31 protein-coding genes are annotated in these 22,823 nt (G+C 64.7%); 28 read left to right on the forward strand and 3 right to left on the reverse strand.

Annotated elements, in window-relative coordinates:
- Nucleotides 1–54 precede the first annotated feature (54 nt).
- The 24 genes from tuf to M8312_RS00720 all read left to right on the forward strand — a co-directional run bounded on the left by tuf (nucleotide 55) and on the right by M8312_RS00720 (nucleotide 13,825).
- Nucleotides 55–1,245, forward strand: a complete 1,191-nt coding sequence (tuf, locus tag M8312_RS00605; RefSeq protein WP_250118471.1) for an elongation factor Tu — start codon at nucleotides 55–57, stop codon at nucleotides 1,243–1,245.
- Nucleotides 1,246–1,773: 528 nt separating this feature from the next.
- Nucleotides 1,774–2,085: a 30S ribosomal protein S10 gene (rpsJ, locus tag M8312_RS00610; RefSeq protein ID WP_028969184.1), complete on the forward strand. Its 312-nt coding sequence runs from the start codon at nucleotides 1,774–1,776 to the stop codon at nucleotides 2,083–2,085.
- A 213-nt stretch (nucleotides 2,086–2,298) separates the two neighbouring features.
- Nucleotides 2,299–3,045: a 50S ribosomal protein L3 gene (rplC, locus tag M8312_RS00615; RefSeq protein ID WP_250118472.1), complete on the forward strand. Its 747-nt coding sequence runs from the start codon at nucleotides 2,299–2,301 to the stop codon at nucleotides 3,043–3,045.
- 3 nt (nucleotides 3,046–3,048) lie between these two features.
- Nucleotides 3,049–3,675, forward strand: a complete 627-nt coding sequence (gene rplD / locus M8312_RS00620) for a 50S ribosomal protein L4 (protein WP_250118473.1) — start codon at nucleotides 3,049–3,051, stop codon at nucleotides 3,673–3,675.
- Nucleotides 3,668–3,991 carry a 50S ribosomal protein L23 gene (locus tag M8312_RS00625; RefSeq protein ID WP_114226645.1) on the forward strand — a complete coding sequence of 108 codons (324 nt, stop codon included), beginning with the start codon at nucleotides 3,668–3,670 and terminating at the stop codon, nucleotides 3,989–3,991. The genes rplD and M8312_RS00625 overlap by 8 nt, the downstream gene beginning before the upstream one ends.
- Nucleotides 3,991–4,827, forward strand: a complete 837-nt coding sequence (gene rplB, locus M8312_RS00630) for a 50S ribosomal protein L2 (RefSeq protein WP_250118474.1) — start codon at nucleotides 3,991–3,993, stop codon at nucleotides 4,825–4,827. Before M8312_RS00625 ends, rplB begins: the two co-directional genes overlap by 1 nt.
- A 6-nt stretch (nucleotides 4,828–4,833) precedes the next feature.
- On the forward strand, nucleotides 4,834–5,109 hold the full coding sequence (rpsS, locus tag M8312_RS00635; protein WP_250118475.1) for a 30S ribosomal protein S19: 276 nt from the start codon (nucleotides 4,834–4,836) through the stop codon (nucleotides 5,107–5,109).
- Entirely contained in the window at nucleotides 5,109–5,486 is a 378-nt protein-coding gene (gene rplV / locus M8312_RS00640; RefSeq protein ID WP_114226642.1) for a 50S ribosomal protein L22, read from the forward strand. Before rpsS ends, rplV begins: the two co-directional genes overlap by 1 nt.
- On the forward strand, nucleotides 5,486–6,199 hold the full coding sequence (rpsC, locus tag M8312_RS00645; RefSeq protein ID WP_250118476.1) for a 30S ribosomal protein S3: 714 nt from the start codon (nucleotides 5,486–5,488) through the stop codon (nucleotides 6,197–6,199). Before rplV ends, rpsC begins: the two co-directional genes overlap by 1 nt.
- Nucleotides 6,200–6,211: 12 nt before the next feature.
- The gene (rplP, locus tag M8312_RS00650; protein ID WP_250118477.1) at nucleotides 6,212–6,643 is read left to right on the forward strand and encodes a 50S ribosomal protein L16; all 432 of its coding nucleotides are present in this window, start codon (nucleotides 6,212–6,214) and stop codon (nucleotides 6,641–6,643) included.
- Between the two features lie 2 nt (nucleotides 6,644–6,645).
- Nucleotides 6,646–6,858, forward strand: a complete 213-nt coding sequence (gene rpmC / locus M8312_RS00655; protein ID WP_114226639.1) for a 50S ribosomal protein L29 — start codon at nucleotides 6,646–6,648, stop codon at nucleotides 6,856–6,858.
- 11 nt (nucleotides 6,859–6,869) lie between these two features.
- On the forward strand, nucleotides 6,870–7,145 hold the full coding sequence (gene rpsQ / locus M8312_RS00660; protein ID WP_250118478.1) for a 30S ribosomal protein S17: 276 nt from the start codon (nucleotides 6,870–6,872) through the stop codon (nucleotides 7,143–7,145).
- Between the two features lie 31 nt (nucleotides 7,146–7,176).
- Entirely contained in the window at nucleotides 7,177–7,545 is a 369-nt protein-coding gene (gene rplN / locus M8312_RS00665; protein ID WP_250118479.1) for a 50S ribosomal protein L14, read from the forward strand.
- A complete protein-coding gene (rplX, locus tag M8312_RS00670; RefSeq protein ID WP_502957431.1) occupies nucleotides 7,545–7,892 on the forward strand; it encodes a 50S ribosomal protein L24 in 348 nt (115 codons plus the stop codon). Before rplN ends, rplX begins: the two co-directional genes overlap by 1 nt.
- Complete coding sequence (gene rplE, locus M8312_RS00675; RefSeq protein ID WP_250118480.1) at nucleotides 7,885–8,463, forward strand: 50S ribosomal protein L5; 579 nt, start codon at nucleotides 7,885–7,887, stop codon at nucleotides 8,461–8,463. The genes rplX and rplE overlap by 8 nt, the downstream gene beginning before the upstream one ends.
- 25 nt (nucleotides 8,464–8,488) lie before the next feature.
- On the forward strand, nucleotides 8,489–8,794 hold the full coding sequence (gene rpsN / locus M8312_RS00680) for a 30S ribosomal protein S14 (protein ID WP_250118481.1): 306 nt from the start codon (nucleotides 8,489–8,491) through the stop codon (nucleotides 8,792–8,794).
- A gap of 12 nt (nucleotides 8,795–8,806) precedes the next feature.
- Nucleotides 8,807–9,202: a 30S ribosomal protein S8 gene (gene rpsH, locus M8312_RS00685; RefSeq protein ID WP_250118482.1), complete on the forward strand. Its 396-nt coding sequence runs from the start codon at nucleotides 8,807–8,809 to the stop codon at nucleotides 9,200–9,202.
- A 1-nt stretch (nucleotide 9,203) separates the two neighbouring features.
- Nucleotides 9,204–9,740: a 50S ribosomal protein L6 gene (gene rplF / locus M8312_RS00690; RefSeq protein ID WP_250118483.1), complete on the forward strand. Its 537-nt coding sequence runs from the start codon at nucleotides 9,204–9,206 to the stop codon at nucleotides 9,738–9,740.
- Nucleotides 9,740–10,093 carry a 50S ribosomal protein L18 gene (gene rplR / locus M8312_RS00695; protein WP_250118484.1) on the forward strand — a complete coding sequence of 118 codons (354 nt, stop codon included), beginning with the start codon at nucleotides 9,740–9,742 and terminating at the stop codon, nucleotides 10,091–10,093. The genes rplF and rplR overlap by 1 nt, the downstream gene beginning before the upstream one ends.
- A 3-nt stretch (nucleotides 10,094–10,096) precedes the next feature.
- Nucleotides 10,097–10,849 carry a 30S ribosomal protein S5 gene (gene rpsE, locus M8312_RS00700; protein ID WP_250118485.1) on the forward strand — a complete coding sequence of 251 codons (753 nt, stop codon included), beginning with the start codon at nucleotides 10,097–10,099 and terminating at the stop codon, nucleotides 10,847–10,849.
- A gap of 6 nt (nucleotides 10,850–10,855) precedes the next feature.
- On the forward strand, nucleotides 10,856–11,032 hold the full coding sequence (gene rpmD, locus M8312_RS00705; RefSeq protein WP_250118486.1) for a 50S ribosomal protein L30: 177 nt from the start codon (nucleotides 10,856–10,858) through the stop codon (nucleotides 11,030–11,032).
- Between the two features lie 60 nt (nucleotides 11,033–11,092).
- A complete protein-coding gene (gene rplO / locus M8312_RS00710; RefSeq protein WP_250118487.1) occupies nucleotides 11,093–11,638 on the forward strand; it encodes a 50S ribosomal protein L15 in 546 nt (181 codons plus the stop codon).
- A gap of 101 nt (nucleotides 11,639–11,739) precedes the next feature.
- Entirely contained in the window at nucleotides 11,740–13,110 is a 1,371-nt protein-coding gene (secY, locus tag M8312_RS00715) for a preprotein translocase subunit SecY (RefSeq protein ID WP_250118488.1), read from the forward strand.
- A gap of 61 nt (nucleotides 13,111–13,171) precedes the next feature.
- Entirely contained in the window at nucleotides 13,172–13,825 is a 654-nt protein-coding gene (locus tag M8312_RS00720; RefSeq protein WP_250118489.1) for an adenylate kinase, read from the forward strand.
- On the opposite strand, the gene M8312_RS00725 is transcribed toward M8312_RS00720, so the two are convergent.
- Complete coding sequence (locus M8312_RS00725; protein WP_250118490.1) at nucleotides 13,822–14,325, reverse strand: dihydrofolate reductase; 504 nt, start codon at nucleotides 14,323–14,325, stop codon at nucleotides 13,822–13,824. The genes M8312_RS00720 and M8312_RS00725 overlap by 4 nt on opposite strands.
- Before the next feature lie 53 nt (nucleotides 14,326–14,378).
- Between M8312_RS00725 and M8312_RS00730 the strand changes: the two genes are divergently transcribed.
- The 3 genes from M8312_RS00730 (at nucleotide 14,379) to M8312_RS00740 (ending at nucleotide 17,396) form a co-directional block, all read left to right on the forward strand.
- Nucleotides 14,379–15,791 (forward strand): FAD-binding oxidoreductase, encoded by a 1,413-nt coding sequence (locus tag M8312_RS00730; protein WP_250118491.1) that lies wholly within the window; start codon nucleotides 14,379–14,381, stop codon nucleotides 15,789–15,791.
- A 39-nt stretch (nucleotides 15,792–15,830) separates the two neighbouring features.
- Nucleotides 15,831–16,637 carry a polyphosphate kinase 2 gene (gene ppk2 / locus M8312_RS00735; RefSeq protein WP_250118492.1) on the forward strand — a complete coding sequence of 269 codons (807 nt, stop codon included), beginning with the start codon at nucleotides 15,831–15,833 and terminating at the stop codon, nucleotides 16,635–16,637.
- A gap of 66 nt (nucleotides 16,638–16,703) precedes the next feature.
- Nucleotides 16,704–17,396 (forward strand): DUF4956 domain-containing protein, encoded by a 693-nt coding sequence (locus tag M8312_RS00740; RefSeq protein WP_250118493.1) that lies wholly within the window; start codon nucleotides 16,704–16,706, stop codon nucleotides 17,394–17,396.
- Here M8312_RS00740 and M8312_RS00745 read toward each other — a convergent pair.
- Both M8312_RS00745 and M8312_RS00750 read right to left on the reverse strand, forming a co-directional pair.
- A complete protein-coding gene (locus M8312_RS00745; RefSeq protein WP_250118494.1) occupies nucleotides 17,393–18,421 on the reverse strand; it encodes a hypothetical protein in 1,029 nt (342 codons plus the stop codon). The two genes, M8312_RS00740 and M8312_RS00745, sit on opposite strands and share 4 nt — an antisense overlap.
- A complete protein-coding gene (locus M8312_RS00750) occupies nucleotides 18,421–19,488 on the reverse strand; it encodes a metallophosphoesterase (RefSeq protein ID WP_250118495.1) in 1,068 nt (355 codons plus the stop codon). Before M8312_RS00750 ends, M8312_RS00745 begins: the two co-directional genes overlap by 1 nt.
- A gap of 98 nt (nucleotides 19,489–19,586) precedes the next feature.
- Between M8312_RS00750 and M8312_RS00755 the strand changes: the two genes are divergently transcribed.
- Nucleotides 19,587–22,763 carry a helicase-related protein gene (locus M8312_RS00755; protein ID WP_250118496.1) on the forward strand — a complete coding sequence of 1,059 codons (3,177 nt, stop codon included), beginning with the start codon at nucleotides 19,587–19,589 and terminating at the stop codon, nucleotides 22,761–22,763.
- The last annotated feature ends 60 nt before the right edge of the window (nucleotides 22,764–22,823 follow it).

The following is a 22,823-nucleotide window of genomic DNA, read 5'->3' on the forward strand; positions in this document are numbered from 1 at the left end:
GGGCGCGCTCGCACTGGGCGGGCCGCCCATTTTGAACCCAAGAAGAGGCGTAACATGGCGAAGGCGAAATTCGAGCGGAACAAGCCGCACTGCAACATCGGGACCATCGGTCACGTCGACCATGGCAAGACCTCGCTGACGGCGGCGATCACCAAGGTGCTGGCCAAGACCGGCGGTGGTGTTGCGGTTGACTTCGCGAACATCGACAAGGCGCCGGAAGAGCGCGAGCGCGGCATCACCATCTCGACGGCGCACGTCGAGTATGAAACCGCCAACCGCCACTACGCGCACGTCGATTGCCCGGGTCACGCCGACTATGTGAAGAACATGATCACCGGTGCGGCCCAGATGGACGGCGCGATCCTGGTCGTGTCGGCCGCTGACGGCCCGATGCCGCAGACCAAGGAGCACATCCTGCTCGCGGCGCAGGTCGGCGTTCCGACCATGGTGGTCTTCCTCAACAAGGTCGACCAGGTTGACGATCCCGAGCTGCTCGAGCTGGTCGAGCTCGAAATCCGCGAGGAGCTCTCCAAGCGCGGCTTCGACGGCGACAACATTCCGATCGTTGCCGGTTCGGCGCTTGCGGTCCTCGAGGACAGCAACGAGGAGATCGGCGAGAAGGCGATCCTCAAGCTGATGCAGGCCGTCGACGACTGGATCCCGCAGCCGGAGCGTCCGCTGGACAAGCCGTTCCTGATGCCGATCGAGGACGTGTTCTCGATCTCGGGCCGCGGCACCGTCGTGACCGGCCGCGTCGAGACCGGCGTCGTCAAGGTTGGCGAGGAAGTCGAGATCGTCGGCATCAAGGACACTCAGAAGACCGTCGTCACCGGCGTCGAGATGTTCCGCAAGCTGCTCGATCAGGGCCAGGCCGGCGACAACATCGGCGCGCTGATCCGCGGTATCGCTCGTGACGACGTCGAGCGTGGTCAGGTCCTGTGCAAGCCGGGCTCGATCACTCCGCACACCGATTTCCAGGCCGAGGTCTACGTCCTCAGCAAGGATGAGGGTGGCCGTCACACGCCGTTCTTCGCCAACTACCGTCCGCAGTTCTACTTCCGGACCACGGACGTCACCGGCGAAGTCCAGCTGCCCGAGGGCACCGAGATGGTCATGCCGGGCGACAACGTCTCGCTGGGCGTGAAGCTGATCGCCCCGATCGCCATGGACACCGGCCTGCGCTTCGCGATCCGCGAAGGTGGCCGCACCGTCGGCGCCGGCGTGGTGGGCAACATCACCAAGTAGACTTTCGCCGCTTTTGAGCGGAGGAACGACAGAGGGCCCGGCACTCGCAAGAGTGTCGGGCCTTTTGCTGTGGTCCGCAGTAATGGGCATCTGGCGGGCGGCGCGGGGGCCTTGAACAATAGGACTTCTCCTGCTTGGCTCCTGAGGCGAAGGGTCCATCGCCGCTCGCCTCGGAGAGGCCCCGTTCAAGGGTCACGGCAGGTCACGCCAGGGAAACTTGGAAACTTGTCGTGCAGCGCTTCGGGTCGGCGGAAATCCCCCAAGAGCGGGCAAGTGCCCCCACGCTCGAGCGACCCTCACGAGGGAAACTTCGTGATCACGCGAACGGTTATGGTGCCGCTGGGCTTCACAGGGCTTGATCCTGCCGCCAACCGTCTGTAGAGGCGCCTCCACAGACGGAGATTCGTCACCGTCGAAAAATTCTTAGCGTTGAGGTCGTCCGCCTCGGGAAACCGGGAATAGGCGGGTGCGGCCTCTTGTTGTTCGGGCTGGCAACGGCCCGGTGGCTCTTTCGCATCGGTAGTGGATATGGAAACGCAGAACATCCGGATTCGTCTGAAAGCCTTCGATCACCGCGTGCTCGATCAGGCCACTGGCGACATCGCCGACACCGCGCGTCGCACCGGCGCGCTCATCCGTGGTCCCATTCCGCTGCCGACGCGCATCGAGAAGTTCACCGTGAACCGCTCGCCGCACGTCGACAAGAAGTCGCGCGAGCAGTTCGAGGTCCGCACCTACAAGCGGCTGCTCGACATCGTTCAGCCGACGCCGCAGACGGTCGATGCACTAATGAAGCTCGATCTCGCCGCGGGTGTGGACGTGGAGATCAAACTGGCCTAAGGGCCTGCGTGCAGCGGTTGAATCGCTTCTGAGGCGATCCTGCGGCGCAACTTATAAGGGATACCGCGGGCGGTCCTGTTCCAGGACCATCCGGTCTGCGTCCCCCGCTTTCCGCCTTCAGGTGGAAATAGCCCAAGCGGGGCACGCATCACATTTTGGGCTGCACGCCCGTTCTCTTCTGGGGAACGGGCCTCTGTTTGGGAGTGACTGATCATGCGCACTGGCGTGATCGCGAAGAAAGTAGGAATGACCCGCCTGTTCCAGGCAGACGGTCGGCACGTGCCGGTCACCGTTCTGCAGTTGGAGGGGTTGCAGGTCGTCGGCCGCCGCGAGGCCGATCGTGATGGATATACCGCCGTTCAGCTCGGCGCCGGCACGGCCAAGGCGAAGAATGTCGCCAAGCCGCAGCGTGGCGCCTTCGGCAAGGCCGAAGTCGAGCTGAAGGCCAAGGTCGCCGAATTCCGGGTTGCCGAGGATGCGCTCCTCGACCTCGGTTCGGAGATCACCGCCGACCATTTCGTCACCGGGCAGCTGGTCGACATCTCGGGCGTCACTCAGGGCAAGGGCTTCGCCGGCGCCATGAAGCGCTGGGGCTTCGGTGGTCTGCGCGCTACCCACGGCGTGTCCGTGTCGCACCGTTCGCACGGTTCGACCGGTAACCGCCAGGATCCGGGCCGCGTCTTCAAGAACAAGAAGATGGCCGGCCACATGGGCGCTCGCAACCGCACCCAGCAGAACCTCGAGATCGTCCGCACGGACGCCGACCGTGGCCTGCTGTTCGTCAAGGGTTCGGTCCCCGGTCATAAGGGCAGCTGGCTGACCGTTCAGGACGCCGTGAAGCTTCCGCGCAACGACACCGCGCCGTATCCGGCCGGTCTCCGCCAGGCGGCCCAGCAGAACAACAACGCCGACGTGAGCGCCGACAACTCGGTCGCCGCTGACGAGAGCACGGAAGGCTAAGCGATGAAGGTCGAAGTCAAGACCCTGGACGCGCAAGGCAGCGGCGACCTGGAGCTCAACGATGCCGTGTTCGGTGTCGAGCCCCGCGCCGATATCCTGCACCGCGTGGTCACCTGGCAGCTGGTCAACCGCCGCGCCCCCGCCCGCGCCACCCGCGAGCGCTCGGACGTGGCCCGTACAGGCAAGAAGTTTGGTCGCCAGAAGGGCGGCGGTACCGCTCGTCACGGCGATCGCCGCGCGCCGATCTTCATCGGCGGTGGTAAGGCCCACGGCGCCCGTGCCCGGGTGTTCAGCGCTTCGCTGAACAAGAAGGTTCGCGCGCTTGGCCTCCGCATGGCGCTGTCGAGCAAGGCTCGTGACGGTCAGCTGATCGTCATCGACAACCTGGATGTGCCGGAAGGCAAGACCAGGGCGTTGCACGAGCGGCTGGGCAAGCTCGGTTTCGGTAAGACCGCGCTGGTGATCGACGGTGACGCGCTCAACGTCAGTTTCGCTCGCGCTTCGTCGAACCTGGGCATGATCAACCTGCTCCCGGCGATCGGTGCCAACGTCTACGACATCATGCGCCACGAGACCCTGGTCCTGACCAAGGCCGCGGTCGAGAAGCTGGAGGCCCGCTTCAATGGCTAAGCAGCCGGAAACCAAGGCGATCGACAATCGCCATTACGACGTCGTGCTGACGCCGCACATTACCGAGAAGTCGACCATGCTCTCCGAGCATAACGCGGTCGTTTTCAAGGTCGCGCCGACGGCTTCCAAGCCGCAGATCAAGGCTGCGGTCGAGGCGCTGTTCGGGGTCACCGTGACGGGCGTCAACACCATCGTCCAGAAGGGCAAGTCGAAGCGCTGGAAGGGAAAGCCCTATCAGCGCTCGGATGTGAAGAAGGCGGTCGTTACCCTCGCTGAGGGCCAGTCGATCGACGTCACCGAAGGGGCTCGGGGCTAATGGCACTCAAGCAATATAAGCCGACGAGCCCGGCCCGCCGTGGCCTCATCCTCGTCGACAAGTCGGCGCTGTGGAAGGGCAAGCCCGTCAAGGCGCTGACCGAAGGCAAGCGCAAGACCGGCGGCCGCAACAACAAGGGCCATGTGACCAGCCGCGGCATCGCGGGCGGCCACAAGCAGAAGTACCGGATCGTCGACTTCAAGCGTCGCACGTGGGACGTCTCGGCCACTGTCGAGCGGCTCGAGTATGACCCGAACCGTTCTGCGTTCATCGCGCTCGTCACCTATGACGGCGGCGAGCAGGCCTACATCCTTGCACCGCAGCGCCTTGCGCCCGGCGACAAGGTAATGGCCGGCAAGAAGGTCGACGTGAAGCCCGGCAACGCGATGGAAATTGGCCAGATGCCGGTTGGTACCATCGTCCACAATGTCGAGCTGAAGCCCGGCAAGGGTGGCCAGATCGCCCGCGCTGCCGGTACTTATGTGCAGGTGGTGGGCCGCGACCGCGGGATGGTCATCGTTCGCCTGAATTCGGGTGAGCAGCGTTACATCCGCTCGGACTGCATGGCGACCGTGGGTGCGGTGTCCAACCCGGACAACGGCAACCAGACGCTGGCTAAGGCCGGTCGCAGCCGCTGGCTGGGCCGTCGTCCGCTGACCCGCGGTGTCGCCAAGAACCCGGTCGACCACCCGCACGGCGGTGGTGAAGGCCGGACCTCGGGCGGTCGTCATCCGGTTACCCCGTGGGGCAAGCCGACCAAGGGTGCCCGCACCCGTCACAACAAGGCGACTGATCGGATGATCATCCGGTCGCGTCACGCGAAGAAGAAGGGCTAAGCTGAGATGGCTCGTTCCGTCTGGAAAGGTCCGTTCGTCGAGCTGTCGCTCCTCCGCAAGGCGGAGAAGGCACAGGACGCGGGTGGCCGCGCGCCGATCAAGACCTGGTCGCGTCGTTCCACCATCCTGCCGCAGTTCGTCGGCCTGACCTTCAATGTCTACAACGGCCGCAAGTTCGTGCCGGTGTCGGTCAATGAGGAGATGGTTGGCATGAAGCTGGGTGAGTTCGCGCCGACGCGCTTCTTCCCCGGCCACGCCGCCGACAAGAAGGGCAAGCGCTAATGAGCAAGCCAGCATCCCCCCGCAAGGTGGGCGACAAGGAAGCGCTCGCCGTCGGCAACACCATTCGTGGTTCGGCCCGCAAGCTGAACCTGGTGGCGCAGTTGATCCGCGGCCGCCGGGTCGAGGAAGCGCTCAACATCCTGAAGTTCAGCCCCAAGGGGATGAGCGAGGATGTGTACAAGGTGCTCGCCTCCGCCGTTGCCAACGCCGAGAACAACCACAACCTCGATGTCGACGCTCTGGTCGTCGCCGAGGCCAGTGTCGGCAAGTCGATCAGCATGAAGCGGTTCGCCACTCGTGCCCGTGGCCGGTCGAGCCGCATCGTGAAGCCGTTCAGCCGCATCCGCGTCGTCGTGCGCGAGCAGGAAGAAGCCTAATGGGTAACAAGTCCTCAGCGATCGGCCTTCGGCTGCAGATCAACCGTACCTGGGACAGCCGCTGGTTCGCGGAAGGCCAGGATTACGGCCGGCTGCTGCTGGAGGATCTGAAGATCCGCCAGTACATCTTCAAGACACTGCCGCAGGCCGCGATCTCGAAGGTCGTGATCGAGCGTCCCGCTAAGTTGTGCCGCATCTCCGTTTATGCCGCCCGTCCCGGCGTCATCATCGGCAAGAAGGGCAGCGACATCGAGAAGCTGAAGAAGACCTTGGGCAAGATGACCGGGTCCGAAGTCAGCCTCAACATCGTCGAGATCCGTAAGCCGGAAGTCGATGCTCGCCTCGTCGCGCAGGGCATCGCAGACCAGCTCGAGCGTCGTATCGCCTTCCGTCGCGCTATGAAGCGTGCGGTCCAGTCGGCGATGCGCCTCGGCGCCGAAGGCATCCGGATCGAGTGTGGCGGCCGTCTTGGCGGCGCCGAGATCGCCCGTTCCGAGCGTTATCGCGAGGGTCGGGTGCCGCTGCACACGCTGCGCGGTAACGTCGATTATGCCGAGGCCCAGGCCCACACCGCTTACGGCGTGTGCGGCGTCAAGGTCTGGGTGTTCAAGGGCGAGATCCTTGGCCACGACCCGATGGCTCAGGACCGACTGATGATGGAAGCCCAGACTTCCGGCGTGCGCCCGGCGCGCGACGACGACCGTCGCCGGTAAGGAAACAGAACCATGCTGCAACCAAAGCGCACCAAGTTCCGCAAGGCCTTCAAGGGCCGCATCCATGGCAACGCCAAGGGTGGGACCGAGCTCAACTTCGGCGCCTTCGGCCTGAAGGCGATGGAGCCCGAGCGGATCACCGCGCGGCAGATCGAGGCGGCCCGCCGCGCGATCACCCGCCACATCAAGCGCCAGGGCCGTCTTTGGATCCGGATCTTCCCGGATCTGCCGGTCTCTTCGAAGCCTGCCGAAGTCCGCATGGGCTCGGGCAAGGGCGCGCCCGAATATTGGGTTGCTCGGGTCAAGCCCGGCCGCATCCTGTTCGAGCTCGACGGTGTTCCGGGGCCGATCGCCAAGACCGCTTTCGAGCGTGCGGCCGAGAAGCTCCCCATCAAGGTCAAGGTGGTCGCCCGCCTTGGCGAAACCCTGGTTGAGGCTGACTGACCATGGCCAAGCGTGAAGACCTGTCGGTCCAGACCGACGATCAGCTGTCGACCCAGCTGGGCGACCTCAAGCGCGAGCAGTTCAACCTGCGTTTTCAGGCGGCCACTGGCCAGCTGGAGAAGCCGAGCCGCGTGCGCGAGGTTCGTCGAACCATCGCCCGCATCAAGACCCTTCAGGGCCAGCGCTCCAAAAGCGCTCCGGCGCAGCAGGGCTGAGGAGAGAATAGATGCCCAAGCGCGTCCTCACCGGCACCGTGGTGTCCGACAAGGGTGACAAGACCGTGGTGGTCCGCGTCGAGCGGCGGGTGAAGCACCCGCTGTACGGCAAGATCATCAAGCTGTCGAAGAAGTACCATGCCCACGACGAGGCCAATGCCTATTCGGTGGGTGAGCAGGTTCGCATTCAGGAATGCGCGCCCGTGTCGAAGCTCAAGACCTGGACCGTCGTCGAGCGGGTCAACGAAGCCAAGGCTTCGGACCTCGCCGAAGCGGCCAACGTCTGAGCCCCGTAGTAGTCAAGGATAGGGTGAACCCATGATCCAGATGCAGTCCAACCTGGACGTCGCAGACAACAGCGGGGCCAAGCGCGTCCAGTGCATCAAGGTGCTGGGCGGGTCGAAGCGTCGTACCGCCGGTGTTGGCGACATCATCGTCGTCTCCATCAAGGAAGCGCAGCCGAAGGGCCGTGTGAAGAAGGGTGACGTGCATCGCGCGGTCATTGTTCGCACTGCCAAGGATATCCGCCGTCCCGATGGTTCGGTGATCCGCTTCGACTCGAACGCCGCCGTGCTGGTCAACAAGAACGAGGAGCCGATCGGCACCCGTATCTTTGGCCCGGTCGTGCGCGAACTGCGCGGCAAGAAGCACATGAAGATCATCAGCCTGGCGCCGGAGGTTCTGTGATGGCTGCCGCCCAGAATACGGCCGCACGGTCGAAGATGCGCATCAAGAAGGGCGACAAGGTCGTCGTTCTGTCGGGCAAGGACAAGGGCAAGACCGGTGAGGTCACCCAGTCCCTTCCGAAGGAGCAGAAGGTGGTCGTCAGCGGCGTCAATGTCGCTGTCCGCCATCGCAAGGCGAGCCAGGAGAACCCGCAGGGTGGCCTGGAGCGCAAGGAAGCGCCGCTGCACGTGTCCAAGGTCGCGATTGCCGACCCGAAGACCGGCGGGCCGACCCGAGTCCGCTTCGAGGAGCGCGACGGCAAGAAGGTCCGGGTGGCGGTCAAGTCCGGGGAGCTGATCAATGGCTGACGCATATGTCGCGCGCCTTAAGAAGGACTATGACGAGCGCATCGCGCCGGCGATGACCGAGCGGTTCGGTTACAAGAACCGCATGGAAGTGCCTAAGCTCGAGAAGATCGTCATCAACATGGGCGTCGGTGAGGCGACCCAGGACAAGAAGAAGGTCGAGCAGGCCGCCGCAGAGATGCAAGCGATTTCCGGTCAGAAACCGGTGATTACCAAGGCCAAGAAGTCGATCGCTCAGTTCAAGCTGCGTGAGGGCATGCCGATCGGTTGCAAGGTCACTCTGCGCCGCGAGCGGATGTACGAGTTCCTTGACCGGCTGGTGACCGTGGCACTGCCGCGGGTCCGCGACTTCCGCGGCCTGAATCCGAAGTCCTTCGATGGTCGTGGCAACTATGCCATGGGCTTGAAGGAGCAGATCGTGTTCCCCGAGATCAACTATGATCAGATCGACAAGGTCCGGGGAATGGACATCATCGTGACGACAACTGCGAAGACGGACGAGGAGGCGCGCGAACTGCTGCGCCTGTTCAACTTCCCGTTCCCGGTTGCCGACGATCAGAAGCAGGCCGCCTGAGCGGCTGTAGGAGAGAACTTAAGTCATGGCGAAACTGAGTTCCATCAACAAGAACGAGCGGCGTCGCAAGCTGGTCGAGAAGACCGCGCCCAAGCTGGAAAAGCTGAAGGCGAAGGCGAACGACAAGTCACTCGACGAGACCGAGCGTCTGATCGCACGGCTCAAGATGGCCGAACTTCCGCGCAACGGTAACAAGACGCGGATCCGTAATCGGTGTGAGCTGACGGGTCGTTCCCGCGCTTATTACCGCAAGTTCCGTCTGTCGCGCGTGATGCTTCGGGAAATGGGCAACAAGGGCCTCATTCCCGGTCTCACGAAGTCGAGCTGGTAAGGGCCAGAACTGATGGCAATGACCGATCCCCTGGGTGATATGCTCACCCGCATCCGCAACGGCCAGCAGGCGCGCAAGGACTCGATCCTGACGCCGGCGTCGAAGCTTCGCACCCGCGTGCTCGACGTGCTGCAGCGCGAAGGCTATATCCGCGGCTACGCCGAGGAAGAGCTGTCGGGCCACAAGGGCCTGCGGATCGAACTCAAGTATTTCGAAGGCCAGCCGGCGATCCAGCATCTCGCCCGCGTCTCGAAGCCCGGTCGCCGGGTCTATTCGGGCGCCAGCGAGCTGCCGCGGATCCGCAACGGCCTCGGCATGACCATCGTCTCGACGCCCCGTGGCGTTCTGTCCGACGCGGAAGCGCGCGAGCAGAACGTGGGCGGCGAGGTGCTGGCGGAGGTGTTCTAAGATGAGCCGCATCGGCAAAAGGCCCGTCCCGGTTCCGACCGGCGTGACCGCCAATCTCGAAGGCCGCACCTTGTCCGTGAAGGGGCCCAAGGGCACCCTTTCGATGAGCGTGTTGGATGACCTCGTCTCGACCACGGTCGAAGAAGGCCAGATCAGCGTTCAGCCGATCGGTGAGAGCCAGCGCGCCCGGGCGGCGTGGGGCATGCAGCGCACCAACGTGCTGAACCTCGTCACCGGCGTGACGGAGGGCTTCACCAAGGTCCTCGAGATCACCGGCGTCGGCTACCGCGCTGCGGCCCAGGGCAAGAACCTGCGCCTGCAACTCGGCTACAGCCACGACGTGAACTACGCCGTGCCGGAGGGTATCGAGGTCAAGACGCCCGATCCCAACACGGTTGAGATCACTGGTATCGACAAGCAGAAGGTCGGCCAGGTCGCGGCCGAGATCCGTCGCTGGCGCAAGCCCGAGCCGTACAAGGGCAAGGGCATCAAGTACCGCGGCGAGTTCATCTTCCGCAAGGAAGGGAAGAAGAAGTAATGGCCAAGCTCTCCCTCTTCGACCGGCGTCGTCGCCGGGTTCGCACGGCGCTCAAGGCGCGTGCGTCGGGCAAGGCGCGGCTGTCCGTGCATCGCTCGGGCCGACACATCTACGCACAGGTGATCGACGATGCCGCTGGCCGCACGGTCGCGGCGGCGTCGACTCTCGACAAGGATCTGCGCGGAAAGACCAATGCCACCACCGAGGGTGCGAAGCTGGTCGGCAAGACACTTGCCGAGCGCGCCAAAGCGGCGGGCGTCGACCGCGTCGTGTTCGACCGTGGCGGTTTTCTCTTCCATGGCCGGGTCAAGGCCCTGGCCGACGCCGCCCGAGAGGGCGGTCTGGAGTTCTAAGTGATGGCTGACGAGATCGAAACCCAGACCCAGGCCGGCAATCCCGACGCTCCGGCGGCGGCGGTCGCAGCCGACGCCGGTGCTCCGGCGCCCGAGGGCCGTGGTCCGCGTGGCGGCCGTGGTGGTCGCGGCGGTGGCCCCGGCGGTCGTGACAATCGCGGCGGCGGCAACCGCGGTCGGCGCGACGACCGTCGTGGTGCCCCGCGCGGGGATGACGACGGCGAGGAACTGATTGAGAAGCTGGTTCACATCAACCGCGTCTCGAAGACCGTGAAGGGCGGCAAGCGCTTCGGCTTTGCCGCGCTGGTCGTGGTTGGTGACGGCAAGGGCCGCGCCGGCTTCGGTCACGGCAAGGCTCGCGAAGTGCCGGAAGCCATCAGCAAGGCGACCGCGGCGGCCAAGAAGGCCATGATCCGGGTTCCGCTGCGTGATGGCCGCACCCTGCACCATGACGGCCTTGGCCACTTTGGTGCTGGTCGCGTCACGGTCCGTACCGCTCCGGCGGGAACCGGGATCATCGCGGGTGGCCCGATGCGCGCCATCTTCGAAAGCCTGGGCGTGGCTGACGTGGTCACCAAGTCGGTCGGCACGTCCAACCCGTACAACATGATCCGGGCAACTTTCGAGGCGCTCAAGGAACAGACCAGCCCCCGTTCGGTGGCGCAGCGTCGCGGCAAAAAGGTCGCGGACCTGCTCGGCCGTGGCGGCATGGGCAGCGCCGAGGCGGAAGCGACCGCCGAAGCGATTGCGGAGTAAGCCCAGATGGCCACCATCAAGATCACCCAGACGGGTTCGCCGATTCGCCGGGACAAGACTCAGCGTGCAACGCTGGTCGGTCTCGGCCTCAACAAGATGCACCGCACCGTCGAGGTGGAGGAGACCCCCGAGGTCGCCGGCCAGCTCCGCAAGGTGCAGCATCTGGTGTCGGTGGAGCGCTAGGCTCCACCTCTTTGCTGGCTCCGGCCAGCTGCGCGATCACAGCGAAAGCGAGTGCAGAACATGAAACTCAACGAACTCCGCGATAATCCTGGTGCCCGCAAGAGCCGCGTCCGTGTCGGCCGTGGTATCGGTTCGGGCCTCGGCAAGACTGCCGGGCGCGGTCAGAAGGGCCAGAAGAGCCGTGGCGGCGTCAGCATCTTCGGCTTCGAAGGTGGCCAGATGCCGCTGCACATGCGGCTCCCCAAGCGCGGCTTCAACAACATCTTCGCTCGGGATTATGCCGAAGTGAATCTCGGCGCGATCCAGAAGCTGGTGGATGCCGGGACGCTCGGCACCGACGGCACGATCGACCATGCGGCGCTCAAGGCTGCCGGCCTGGCGCGTGGCGGCAAGGACGGCGTTCGTCTGCTCGGCAAGGGCGACTTCACCGCCAAGCTGGCATTCCGGGTTGCCGGTGTCTCGAAGGGCGCCCGCGAGGCGGTCGAGAAGGCTGGTGGCTCGATCGAGCTGATCGAGCGCAAGGACCCGGCCGAGCTGGCTGCTGCCAAGAAGGGCAAGGCCCGCGAGGTGCGCATCGCCAACAAGGCCGCGAAGTCCGGCAAGTAAGCCGCCTCGCTCCGGCGCTTCTCAAGCCGGTGAACGCGACTATATGAGGCGGCGGGGGGCTTAGGAGCCGTCCGCCGCCTTTTATCCTTCAAGGACCATTCATGGCATCCGCAGCCGAACGCCTGGCCTCCAGCATCACGTTCTCGAACTTTAGCCGGGCGACCGAGCTCAAGAAGCGCATCTGGTTTACGATCGGGGCACTGATCCTGTTCCGTCTGCTCAGTCACGTGCCCATGCCGGGCATCGACCCACGGGCTATGGCGGAGCTGTTCAAGACGCAGCAGGGCGGCGTGCTCGACTTCTTCAATACCTTCTCGGGCGGCAGTCTGCAGCGCATGAGCATCATCGCGCTCGGCGTGATGCCCTACATCACGGCGTCGATCGTCGTGCAGCTCGCTGCGACCATGTATCCGCCCTGGATGGCCCTCAAGAAGGAGGGCGAAACCGGGCGCAAGCGGCTCAATCAGTATACGCGTTACCTGACCGTGCTTCTGACGATGGTGCAGGGCTATTTCATCGCGGTCGGCCTAGAGGGCCTGGGAGCGACCCAGAACATCGCGGCAGTGGTGCAGCCGGGGCTGACCTTCCGTGTCGCGGCAACGGTGAGCCTCATCGGCGGTACCCTGTTCCTGATGTGGATCGGCGAGCAGATCACCAGCCGCGGGATCGGTAACGGCGTCTCGCTGATCATCATGGCAGGTATCGTTGCGTCTCTGCCCAGCCACCTGGCGCAGCTGCTCGAAGGCGGGCGCGCAGGAACCATGGACCCGATCGTCATCATTCTGGTGATCGCCCTGGTTGTCGGCTTGATCCTGTTCATCTGCTTCATGGAGCGAGCACAGCGCCGGGTCCTGATCCAGTATCCGAAGCGGGCCACCGCGCGGGGCATGATGAGCCAGGAGCGCAGTCACCTGCCGATCAAGATCAACACCGCTGGCGTGATCCCACCAATCTTCGCCAGCTCGCTGCTGCTAATGCCGCTGACCGTCATTCAGATGGCTGGTGCGCGTTCGCCGAACGCGGGGGGGAGCGACTTCCTGATCACCCTTTCGACCTACCTGCAGCATGGCAGCCCGATCTTCATGACCCTCTACGGGCTGGGTATCGTGTTCTTCTGCTTCTTCTACACTGCGGTGCAGTTCAATTCGGAAGAGACCGCGGAGAATCTGAAGCGCAACGGCGGATTCATCCCCGGTGTTCGTCCGGGGAAGGCCACCGAGGAATATTTCGACCGCCTGCTCAATCGTCTGACGGTGCTTGGCGCGGCCTATCTGGTGATCATCTGCCTGGTGCCGGAGATCATGTTCACGCAGGCCGGCATTCCGTTCTATCTGGGCGGGACCAGCCTGCTGATCGTGGTTAACGTGACGATGGACACGGTGAGCCAGATCCAGAGCCATTTGATCGCCCATCAATATGGCGACCTCATCAAGAAGGCCAAGCTGAAGGGTGCGCGGTCGGCCCGGCGCTGACCGCTTGCATCTTGAGTGACGGTCTGATGACAGTGGCGCTGAACAGGCGGGAGCGTTTCGCGTGAACATCATACTTCTCGGGCCGCCCGGTGCCGGCAAGGGCACCCAGGCGCAGCGGCTCGAGCGCGAGCGCGGCATGGTCCAGATGTCGACGGGCGACATGCTTCGCGCAGCGGTCAAGGCCGGCACCCCCGTCGGCCTGAAGGCCAAGGCGGTAATGGAGGCGGGCGAGTTGGTCAGCGACGCGATCGTCTCGGCGCTGATTGGCGAGCGGCTCGACGAGACTGCTGACAAGGGCGCGATCTTCGACGGTTTTCCCCGCACCGGCCACCAGGCCGAAGCCCTCGAGATTCTGCTGGCCCAGCGTGGTCGGAAACTCGACTACGTGATCGAGCTTGAGGTCGACGAGGAGGCCCTGGTCGAGCGCATCACCGGCCGCTTCACCTGCGCCAATTGCGGGGCGAGCTATCATGATCGCTTCAAGATGCCGCAGGTCGAGGGCACCTGCGACGTGTGTGGCAGCCACGAATTCAAGCGGCGGCCCGACGACAATGAGCAGACGGTGCGCACGCGCATGGCCGAGTATCGCGCCAAGACGGCGCCGATCCTTCCCTACTACGAAGACAAGGGGCTGGTGCGCCGGGTCGATGGTATGGCGAGCGTCGAGGACGTCGCGTCGCAGATCGATGCCATTCTCGACGGGGCTTCCGCCTAGGACGCTCTCTCCAAAGTGATGAAGGCGAAGGCGGGTCGATCACCCTCGGCCGGATGTTCTTCCCGGGCCGTCTCGCGCCACCCGCCGCTTTCCCTTGGGTCGGCTATCCGGGTGTCGCCGGGCAGGTCAGCCAGTACCTCGGTCATTTCGATTCGGTCGGCGCGAGGCAGCATTAGTGCAAAGATCTCCGCACCACCGATGATGCTGACTGGTTCGCCAGCGGCGAGCGCCAGTGCCTCCTCCGCAGAGTGAACGACCTCAGCGCCGGGCGCGGTCCAGTCCATCGCCCGGGTGATGACGAGGTGGCGCCGCCCCGGCAGAATTCCCGGCAGGCTTTCAAACGTCTTGCGGCCCATCACCATGATGGTGCCCATGGTCAGCGCTTTGAACCGCTTGAGATCCGTGGGGAGGTGCCACGGCAGAGCACCGTCCCGACCGATGACGCCGTTTCGGGCACGGGCTACGATCATGGTGACGTGCAAGGGGTGTGTCTCGCTCATGCGCTTCACGTCGCCGCTCGCGCTGGGCGAGGCAAGCTATTATGTGACGAACCATGAGCAGTGCCGCGCAGATGATCGAACGATTGCGGCCGAGCCTCGGCGCGCGCGGCGTGCTGACTGATTCTTCCGACATTCACCCCTGGCTGACCGACTGGCGAGGGAAGTGGACCGGGCGGGCGGCGGCGCTGCTGCAGCCGGCCAGCACGGACGAGGTCGCTGACGTCGTGCGGCTTGCCGAGGAATATGGAGTCCCCTTGGTGCCTCAGGGCGGCAACACGTCGATGGTTGGCGGCGCGACCCCGGACGCGAGCGGCGCTTGCATGCTCTTATCACTTCGGCGCCTCAACAAGGTCCGATCCATCGGCGACGGCGTTGCGGTCGCCGAGGCTGGCGTGATCCTTGCCGACCTGCAGGCCACCGCCTTGGAACGGGGGCAGCGCTTTCCTTTGACGCTGGGTGCCCACGGCAGCGCGACGGTCGGCGGCCTTGCCTCGACCAATGCCGGTGGAACGCAGGTGCTGCGCTTTGGGACCATGCGGCAATTGGTCACCGGCGTAGAGGCAGTGCTGAGCGGCGGGCTGGTGCATGACGGGCTTGCTGGGCTCAAGAAGGATAATCGCGGCTATGCCCTGGACCAGTTGCTGGTGGGGGCGGAGGGGACGCTCGGAGTTATTACGGCGGTCGCGGTGCGCCTCGTTCCAGCAGTTCGCGACCGTGCGGTGGCTTGGGTCGGTCTTGCGAGCCCGCAACAGGGCCTCGACCTCCTCCGCTTCCTCCAAGCCCACACCGACGCGGTCGAGGGTTTCGAGATCCTGCCGCAGGACAGCCTGGATCGGGTGCTTCGATACATTCCCGACACGCGCGCACCGCTGACGGGAACGCACCCGTGGCATGTCCTTATAGAAGCGACCTCCACCTCGGATCGTGCACAAGCACCAGGACCCCTTCTGCAGAACTTGCTGGCCGCCGCACTCGACGCCGGCTTGCTGGCAGATGCGACGATCGCCGCAAGCGATACGCAGGCAGAGGCTTTCTGGCGCATTCGCCACAGCATCTCGGAAGCTGAGAAGCGCGATGGCCCGGCACTGCAGCACGACATCTCCGTCCCAGTCGGTGCCATGCCGCGATTCATGATCGAGGCAGCCGCCGCCGTTGAAAAAGCTTTCCCCGGCACCGATGCGTCCGGATTTGGGCACCTCGGCGACGGCAACGTCCATTTCCATGTTCGCGCGCCGGCGCACGGCGCCGCGGCCTGGATGGAGCAGGAAGGTTCGGCGGCGAGCCGGCTGGTGCACGATCTGGTCACGGAAGCGGGCGGCTCCATCTCTGCGGAGCACGGCATCGGCCAGATGAAGCGGGAGGAGTTGCAGCGGTTGAGTTCGCCCGCGCGGCTGTTCGCGCTTGGGGCCATCAAGCGCGCCATGGATCCGCACAACATCTTCAATCCGGGCAAGCTAATCGACTGACGGTTGCCCCGGCTCGTTTGGACTGACACTATCCCCGCCATGGGGAAACGACTGCGCAAGCTGAGCGCCCACGAATATGAGAGCAACCTGGAGCCATTGCTGGCCGAGCTCGGCGACATGGCGCGCTGGGTGGCGGAAACGAAGCAGCGCGTGCTGGTGCTGTTCGAGGGGCGCGACACGGCGGGAAAGGGTGGTGCGATCCAGGCGGTGCAGCGCCCGCTCAATCCGCGGCAATGCCGCGTGGTGGCGCTGAGCGCGCCGACGGATCGCGAGAAGACGGAATGGTATTTCCAGCGCTACGTCCCGCATCTGCCCGCGGAGGGGGAGATCGTTCTCTTCGATCGCAGCTGGTACAATCGAGCCGGCGTTGAGAAGGTGATGGGCTTTGCAACGGACGCGCAGGTCGAACGCTTCCTTGAGGAGGCGCCCGCATTTGAAAAGATGCTGATCGACGACGGCATCCTGCTGTTCAAATATTGGCTCTGCTGCGACCAGGAGAAGCAGGAAAAGCGCTTCCGGGAGCGGCTGGAGAATCCGCTCAAACGCTGGAAGCTGTCGCCGATCGACCTTGAGGCGCGGCAGCGATACGACGATTACACCGAGGCGCGCGAGCGCATGCTCAAGAAGACGCACAGCAAGCACGCGCCCTGGACGCTGATCGATTTCAACAATCAGGGGCTGGGCCGGCTGACGCTCATCCGCGACCTGCTCGACCGGCTGCCGGACACGCAGCTTCCGTTGCCCGTGGTGGACTGGCCGCCGCTCCCTCACGATCCGATCGAGGAGAGCTACGCCGTTCTGAAGCCAATCAAGCCAATCGAGGTCACGCTGATCGATCCGGAATAACTTGGCAAAGCGGGCCGTAGGAGCGTAGCTTCGCGACAAGCCAATTGGCTCGATCGGGGGGACGAGATGCGCGCTGTCCGGCTGCTGGCCATCTTGCTGGCCTATTTTAGCGTTCTCGCCGTCGTCGCCTGGTTCCTTCTGACCCGCTATCCCGCACTTCAGAACATGCTTCCGATCGGCAGCGCGCAGCACCTGATCACTCAACCGACGGGCGCTGAAGGCGCCAACGCGTTCAAGCCGGTGGCCAAGGGCAGCTTCGATCATGTGGCGACCATCGGCGGCAGCATTGGCTGGATGCTTGCGGCAGTGCTGGCTGCCTTCCTTGCCTCATGGCCAGTCAGCTGGGTCTATATGGCCACCCGTAGTGAAGATGCCTACGACCAGTCGCTGATCAGCACCATTCTAGTTCTGCCGATCACTGTCACGTCGATCGTCATCATCGTACAGAACAGCCTCAGCCTGGCCTTCGCGCTGGGTGGCATTGCCGGTGCGGTTCGCTTCAAGAACAGCCTCAAGAGTTCGGGCGACGCGCTCTACATCCTCCTGAGCGTTGGCATCGGACTAGCGGCGGGGACTGGCGCGGCCGAACTGTCCTATGTGATGAGCCTGACCTTCTGCTTCAGCTTCGTGATGCTCTGGCTGACCGAATATGGCGAGCGCGAAGGAATGAAGCGTTACATGGCGGACTTCAGTCCGGGCGTGCGCGGTACGGCCGCGCCGCTGCCGGAATCGATGAGCGAGCTAAGCAAGCCTTCCTAATTCACGCACTTGGACAGGATGCTCGCCTGAACCGACTGGTCGGTGGCCAGTTCGTTCCACATGGGCTGGAGGAACGCCGTCGCGCGCTGCACCGTGGCCGGTGTCAGGCCCGGCATCGATGCGAGCAGCTGGAGAAACTCTTCCCGTTTTTGCCGCATCGAGCCGGCCGCGGCGAGTGCGCCCCGGTTATGGGCGCAATAGCCACGATATAAGCGCACCCGAACATTCCTCACCGGCAGTTCGGCAGGGGGCGTGGCGTAGGGTGCGCTGACCAGGCCCGAGAAGTCGAAATCATAGGGCACGGGCACGTAGGGTCCGCCTGGACTGGCCTGCAGCAGCCGTCCGTTGTGACAGCAGGGCTCGCCCTTCGGGCCGGCGCGCATCGACCAATCGAGGTTCGCAATGACATATTCGAACAGGCCGAAGCGGCCACCATCGACCGGCGAGATCCGCTCAAGCGGCACGCGGTCTGCCTCATGGACCTTCTTCATGTCATTGCGGCGAGCGACGTCATCCAGATCTTCCAGGAAGAAGCCCACTCTAGTGACGACGGGCCGGCCTTGCGGATTGGTGTAGGTGATGTTGGCAAGGCGGGTACGGAAGCTGACCGGTGTCAGCAGATTGTACATGCGGTAGGCAGCCTGCTCGAGAAGAACATATTGCTGGTGCTGCGGCAGGTTTCGGCAATGGGTGATTAGCTTGAGGCTCTTCTGTCCGGCGAATAGCCCTGTTGCCGGTTTGCTGAGGAAATCGACCTTGAGCGGCGGAAAGTCACACACGTCGGCTGCACGCCGGGTGATCCCGCGCGGGCTCAGGCGAACCGGTAGCGTTTCCGTGCCCACCGTCAGGGTGCCGACGCGCTGGTTGCGTTTGTCCCGGTCGCTGCTGAGCTGGCCGATGGGGGCGGAGATCGTGATGACGATCGGCTCTTCGCTGCTGAACAAGGGGGTGGAGGGACCTGCCTTCGCGGGCGTGCCAGCGATTGTCGCTCCCACCAGCAGGATCACTCCAAGGGAATAGCGCATCAGCGTGCCTCCGTTCGGGTTGGTGGGGGCCGTGGCACCACATGAGGTACGAGCCGGTCACCGAGGATCTCGAGATAGGTGAGGGGGCCGCCGTAATAGCGGCTGATCCCGCTATCGATCCGAACGAGCCGGTCGTCCTGATCGATGATAATGCCCTTGAGCGATGGCGTGTGGCCAACGACAATGCGCTTGGCTCCGGTGGCAGCGAGCACCTGGGTGATCTCGTCGCTTATGCTGGGCCGAGCGGCGGCGGGCGAGGTAACCGCGGTCGGCTGTTCACCCGGCTGCGGCGCCCGCGTGATGAGCCCGCGGTACCAGAGCGGACCGAGCGGATCGTTGATCAGGGCTGCCTCGTCCTGCCGGCGGGCGAGCAATTCGGCATTCGCCTGTTGATTGATGTTGTCGAGCGGGCGCTTCGCATATCCGACGGAGATGCCCCCGTGCACAAACAGGGAGTCGCCGATTTTCACCACCACAGGGTTGCCGGCGATCCAGCGGCCATATGGCCCCTTAGCCGGGTCGAAGGCGAGCTGGTGCTCCACCAAACCGAGCGGTGCCTCGCTGTCAAACAGCGCGCGGACCTGGGCTGGCGTGAGCTTACGCTCGGCGGCGCCCACGCGGGCCGCGAAGGACGCGGCCTGGTCCGCATAGAGAAGGTCGCGCAAACGTGCGCTGTCGGGTGTGACAAAGGCCGCATACTCGCCTGGGTCGACGTAGCGCAGGTCGCCGATGACATTCATCGCCTCGTGATTGCCGGTGAGCACGACCACTCGCCCGCCGCTCCGGGGTGCTTCGCGCTGCAGCCGCATGAGCTGGTCGAGGATCCTGCGGCTTCCAGGACCCCGGTCGAGGATGTCGCCCGTCTGCACGAAGGTGGTGCATTTACCGGCCCAGCGCCCTCGGCCGTCGGTCAGGCCGGCGGCTCGCGAAATTGCCTGCCAGGCTTCGAAGTCGCCATGGAGATCGCCAACTGCAACGATGCGCCGAACAGGTCCCGCCTGCGCCGAGGCAGGCGCCGGAATGAGTGCGAGTAGGACGGCAAGCCAGGCGCAAAGGTGTCGGATCATTGATCCCCCCAAGTGCGGAAAAGGCCACCTTTCGTCGCTTGCTGTCAAGCGTGAGCGAGCGGCTGGAACGAGCGTCTCTGCCGCTGGTTCGATTGCATGTGTCTACATCACCATCCGAGCGTCCCAATGCTGCCGCCACCGCATTCCACTTCCCACCGACAATTGAAGAGACCGCAGCGGCCCTGTTGGACGCCCTGCTGGAGGGCGACCTCATCTATCTGGCAAACGATGAGCTTGCTGGCCGTGACCTGCAGCGGATGATTGCAGCTGCGGCGCCGGATGCGCTGGTCCTGTTCTATCCGGCGAGCGACGCGCTGCCCGGCGAGTCGGCCCCTCCGACACCGGCCAACGCGGGTGAGCGAACGGCAGTGCTGCGGCACATCAATGTCGAGCTGAGCCGTCCCGAGCGGCGGCGGGTGGCGCTGATCAGCAGCGGTGAAGCTGCCGCGAGGCTGACCGCCCCACCCGAAGCGTTCGCGACCGCGCCGCCGATCATCGAGGTTGGGCAGGAACGAAGCCTGGAGGAACTCGCTGCTGAACTGATTGGGCTCGGCTATGTAGCCGACGACCGGATCGACGAGCCCGGCGAGGTGGGCTTGCGCGGTCAGGTGTTAGACGTTTTCCCGGCCGATACGGGCCGGCCTTTCCGGATCGAAGCACCGGAAGGCGTCGTGACCTCCATCCGCTCGTTCGATCCCGTCAGCCAATTGACGGACGCAGACTGCGAGCGACTTGAACTCGGAAGGGTGAGCGAGCCCGCGCTGGGCGATGGCGCGACCTTGCTGGACCATTTGCCCGATGCGCTACTTGGAATGGCGGCCAAAGCCGACGGGCGGCGGCTGCGCTTCCTCGCGCTCGCCGCCGACGCGGGCAAGCGCCGTCCCAAGCGTGCCCTGCGCGACATCTGTGAGGATGAACGGTGGGGAGGCGCGGTTCGGCAGCACGGGAATTTGGCCCCTCCGGAGAGCGGTGAAGATCTGCCGCCGCGTTTCGTTGAGTATCGTTCGCCTGAGCGCGCCTTTGTGCGTTTCGCGCGCGAGGTGATCCGCAAAGGCGACCGGCTGGTGATCACCGGAACCGCCCGCGACCTGCGCTTCCTGACGCCGCGGATGGAGCGCAAGCTCGAGGTCCACCCCCGACAACTCGACGCCTGGGTTGACCTGGAGAGGCTCGGGGCGGGAGAGGTGGCGACCTTGTGCACGCCGTTCGCTCGGGGTTTTTGTCGTCCGGGACTGGTGGTCGTCAGCGCCGCGGACCTATTGGGAAGCAGGGCACAGCGCGACGACGCGGGTGCGCTTAGCGACCCTTCAGCGCTACTGCAGGCACCCGAACTGCGCATTGGCGACGTAGTGGTGCATGAGGATCATGGCATCTCTGTCGTCTCTGGATTGCAGGGAATGGGCGAGGGGGAAGGCGAAGCAATCGTGCTGCGCTTCGCGGCTGACGGAAGGCGGCTGGTGCCGGTCACTGAAGCCGATCGGCTGTGGCGCTATGGCGCCCACGAGGAGGCCGTCACGCTCGACAAGCTCGACGGATCGAGTTGGGAGAAGCGGCGTCTCGATATCGTGAAAGGCGTTGCGGAAACCGCGCGCGGATTGGTGGCCCTGGCCGCCGAGCGGGAACGAACGGAAGCGCCGGCGCTGGAGCCCGAGTGCGACCAATATGAGCAGTTCGCCGCCAGTTTCCCCTTCACCGAAACCGCCGACCAGGCCCGTGCGATCGAGACGATCCGACACGATCTCGCCTCCGGCAAGCCGATGGACAGGCTGCTGATCGGCGACGTTGGCTATGGCAAGACGGAGGTGGCGCTACGGGCGGCGGCTGTTGCGGCGCTATCCGGCCGGCAGGTGGTGATCGCCGCACCCACCACGGTGCTTGCACGCCAGCACCTCGAGACCGCGCGCGAGCGCTTCGGCCCTCTCGGCATCGAGGTGACTGGCCTCTCGCGGCTGACCTCTCCGGCCGAGCGCAAGCAGGCTCTTGGCGGGATCAGGGACGGTACGATCAAAGTCGTAGTCGGGACTGGAGCCGTGGCCGGCAAGGCCGTGGAATATCATGATCTTGCGCTGGTTATCGTCGACGAGGAGCAGCGCTTCGGTGCAGCCGACAAGGCTAAGCTGCGCGGGCTCGGTGCCGGCCACGTGCTTTCACTCAGCGCCACGCCCATTCCTCGCACGCTTCAGATGGCCTTGATCGGTCTGCAGCAGGTGTCGGTGCTCGGCACCCCTCCGGCGCGGCGGCAACCGATCCGGACCACGATCGCGAGTTATGACGAGGCAAGCGTCCGCACGGCCTTGCTGCGCGAACAGCAACGCGGCGGGCAAAGCTTCGTCGTTGTGCCCCGGATCGAAGACATGGCCGACATGGCTGCGCGCATCGGCAAGGCGGCGCCCGAGCTTGAGTTGCTGCAGGCTCACGGCAAGCTGCCGGCGACCGAGATCGACGAGGTGATGGTCCGTTTCGCGGGGGGCGAGGGTGACGTGCTCCTGGCGACCAACATCATTGAGGCTGGCCTGGACGTGCCTCGCGCCAACACCATGCTGGTGTGGCGCGCCGACCGCTTTGGACTGTCGCAGCTGCACCAGTTGCGCGGCCGGGTCGGGCGTGGCGCTCGGCGTGGCCAGATCTATCTGCTGACGGAAGAGGGCGCGGAAATCGCGGCGAGGACGCGCGCGAGGCTGGCGACATTGCAGGCGTTCGACCGTTTGGGTGCGGGCTTCGAGATCAGCGCTCGTGACCTCGACCAGCGTGGCGCCGGCGACCTGCTGAGTGACGAGCAGTCGGGCCACGTCAAGCTGATCGGAGTCGATCTCTATCAGCATCTGCTCGAACGCGCGCTGCGCGAGGCGCGGGGTGAGGCGGTGGACGACTGGACTCCGCAGCTCAATCTCGGCTCCGGCGGGCACCTGCCCGAAAGCTGGATTCCCGACGAGGAGATCAGGGTCGGACTTTACGTCCGGTTTGCCCGCCTGAAAGAAATCGGCGCGCTCGAGCAGTTCGAGCAGGAGCTGACCGATCGCTTCGGTGAATTGCCCGCCGAAGTGCAACTGATACTTGCGGCCGCGAGGGTGCGGGTGCTGGCGCGGAGTGCGAACATCGCCAAGGTGGACGCGGGCCCGGCCGCGATCGCCTTCACGCCCCGCCCGGGTCGAAGCGTCGACAAGCTGCCGGCCGACCTGGAGGAGAAAGGCGATCGCTTCCTGCTTCGAGAGGCGCTCGACGACGTGGACGCCCGCCTCCATCGCACGGAAGAGATGCTCGCCGAACTTACCTGACCGGTTTTGGGAAAGGATGTCCAAGGGCCTTAGACCTGCTCTTCTTCCCCCATGGGTATC

Origin of the sequence: Sphingomonas sp. KRR8 (genome assembly GCF_023559245.1) — a bacterium.
Taxonomy (GTDB): domain Bacteria; phylum Pseudomonadota; class Alphaproteobacteria; order Sphingomonadales; family Sphingomonadaceae; genus Sphingomicrobium.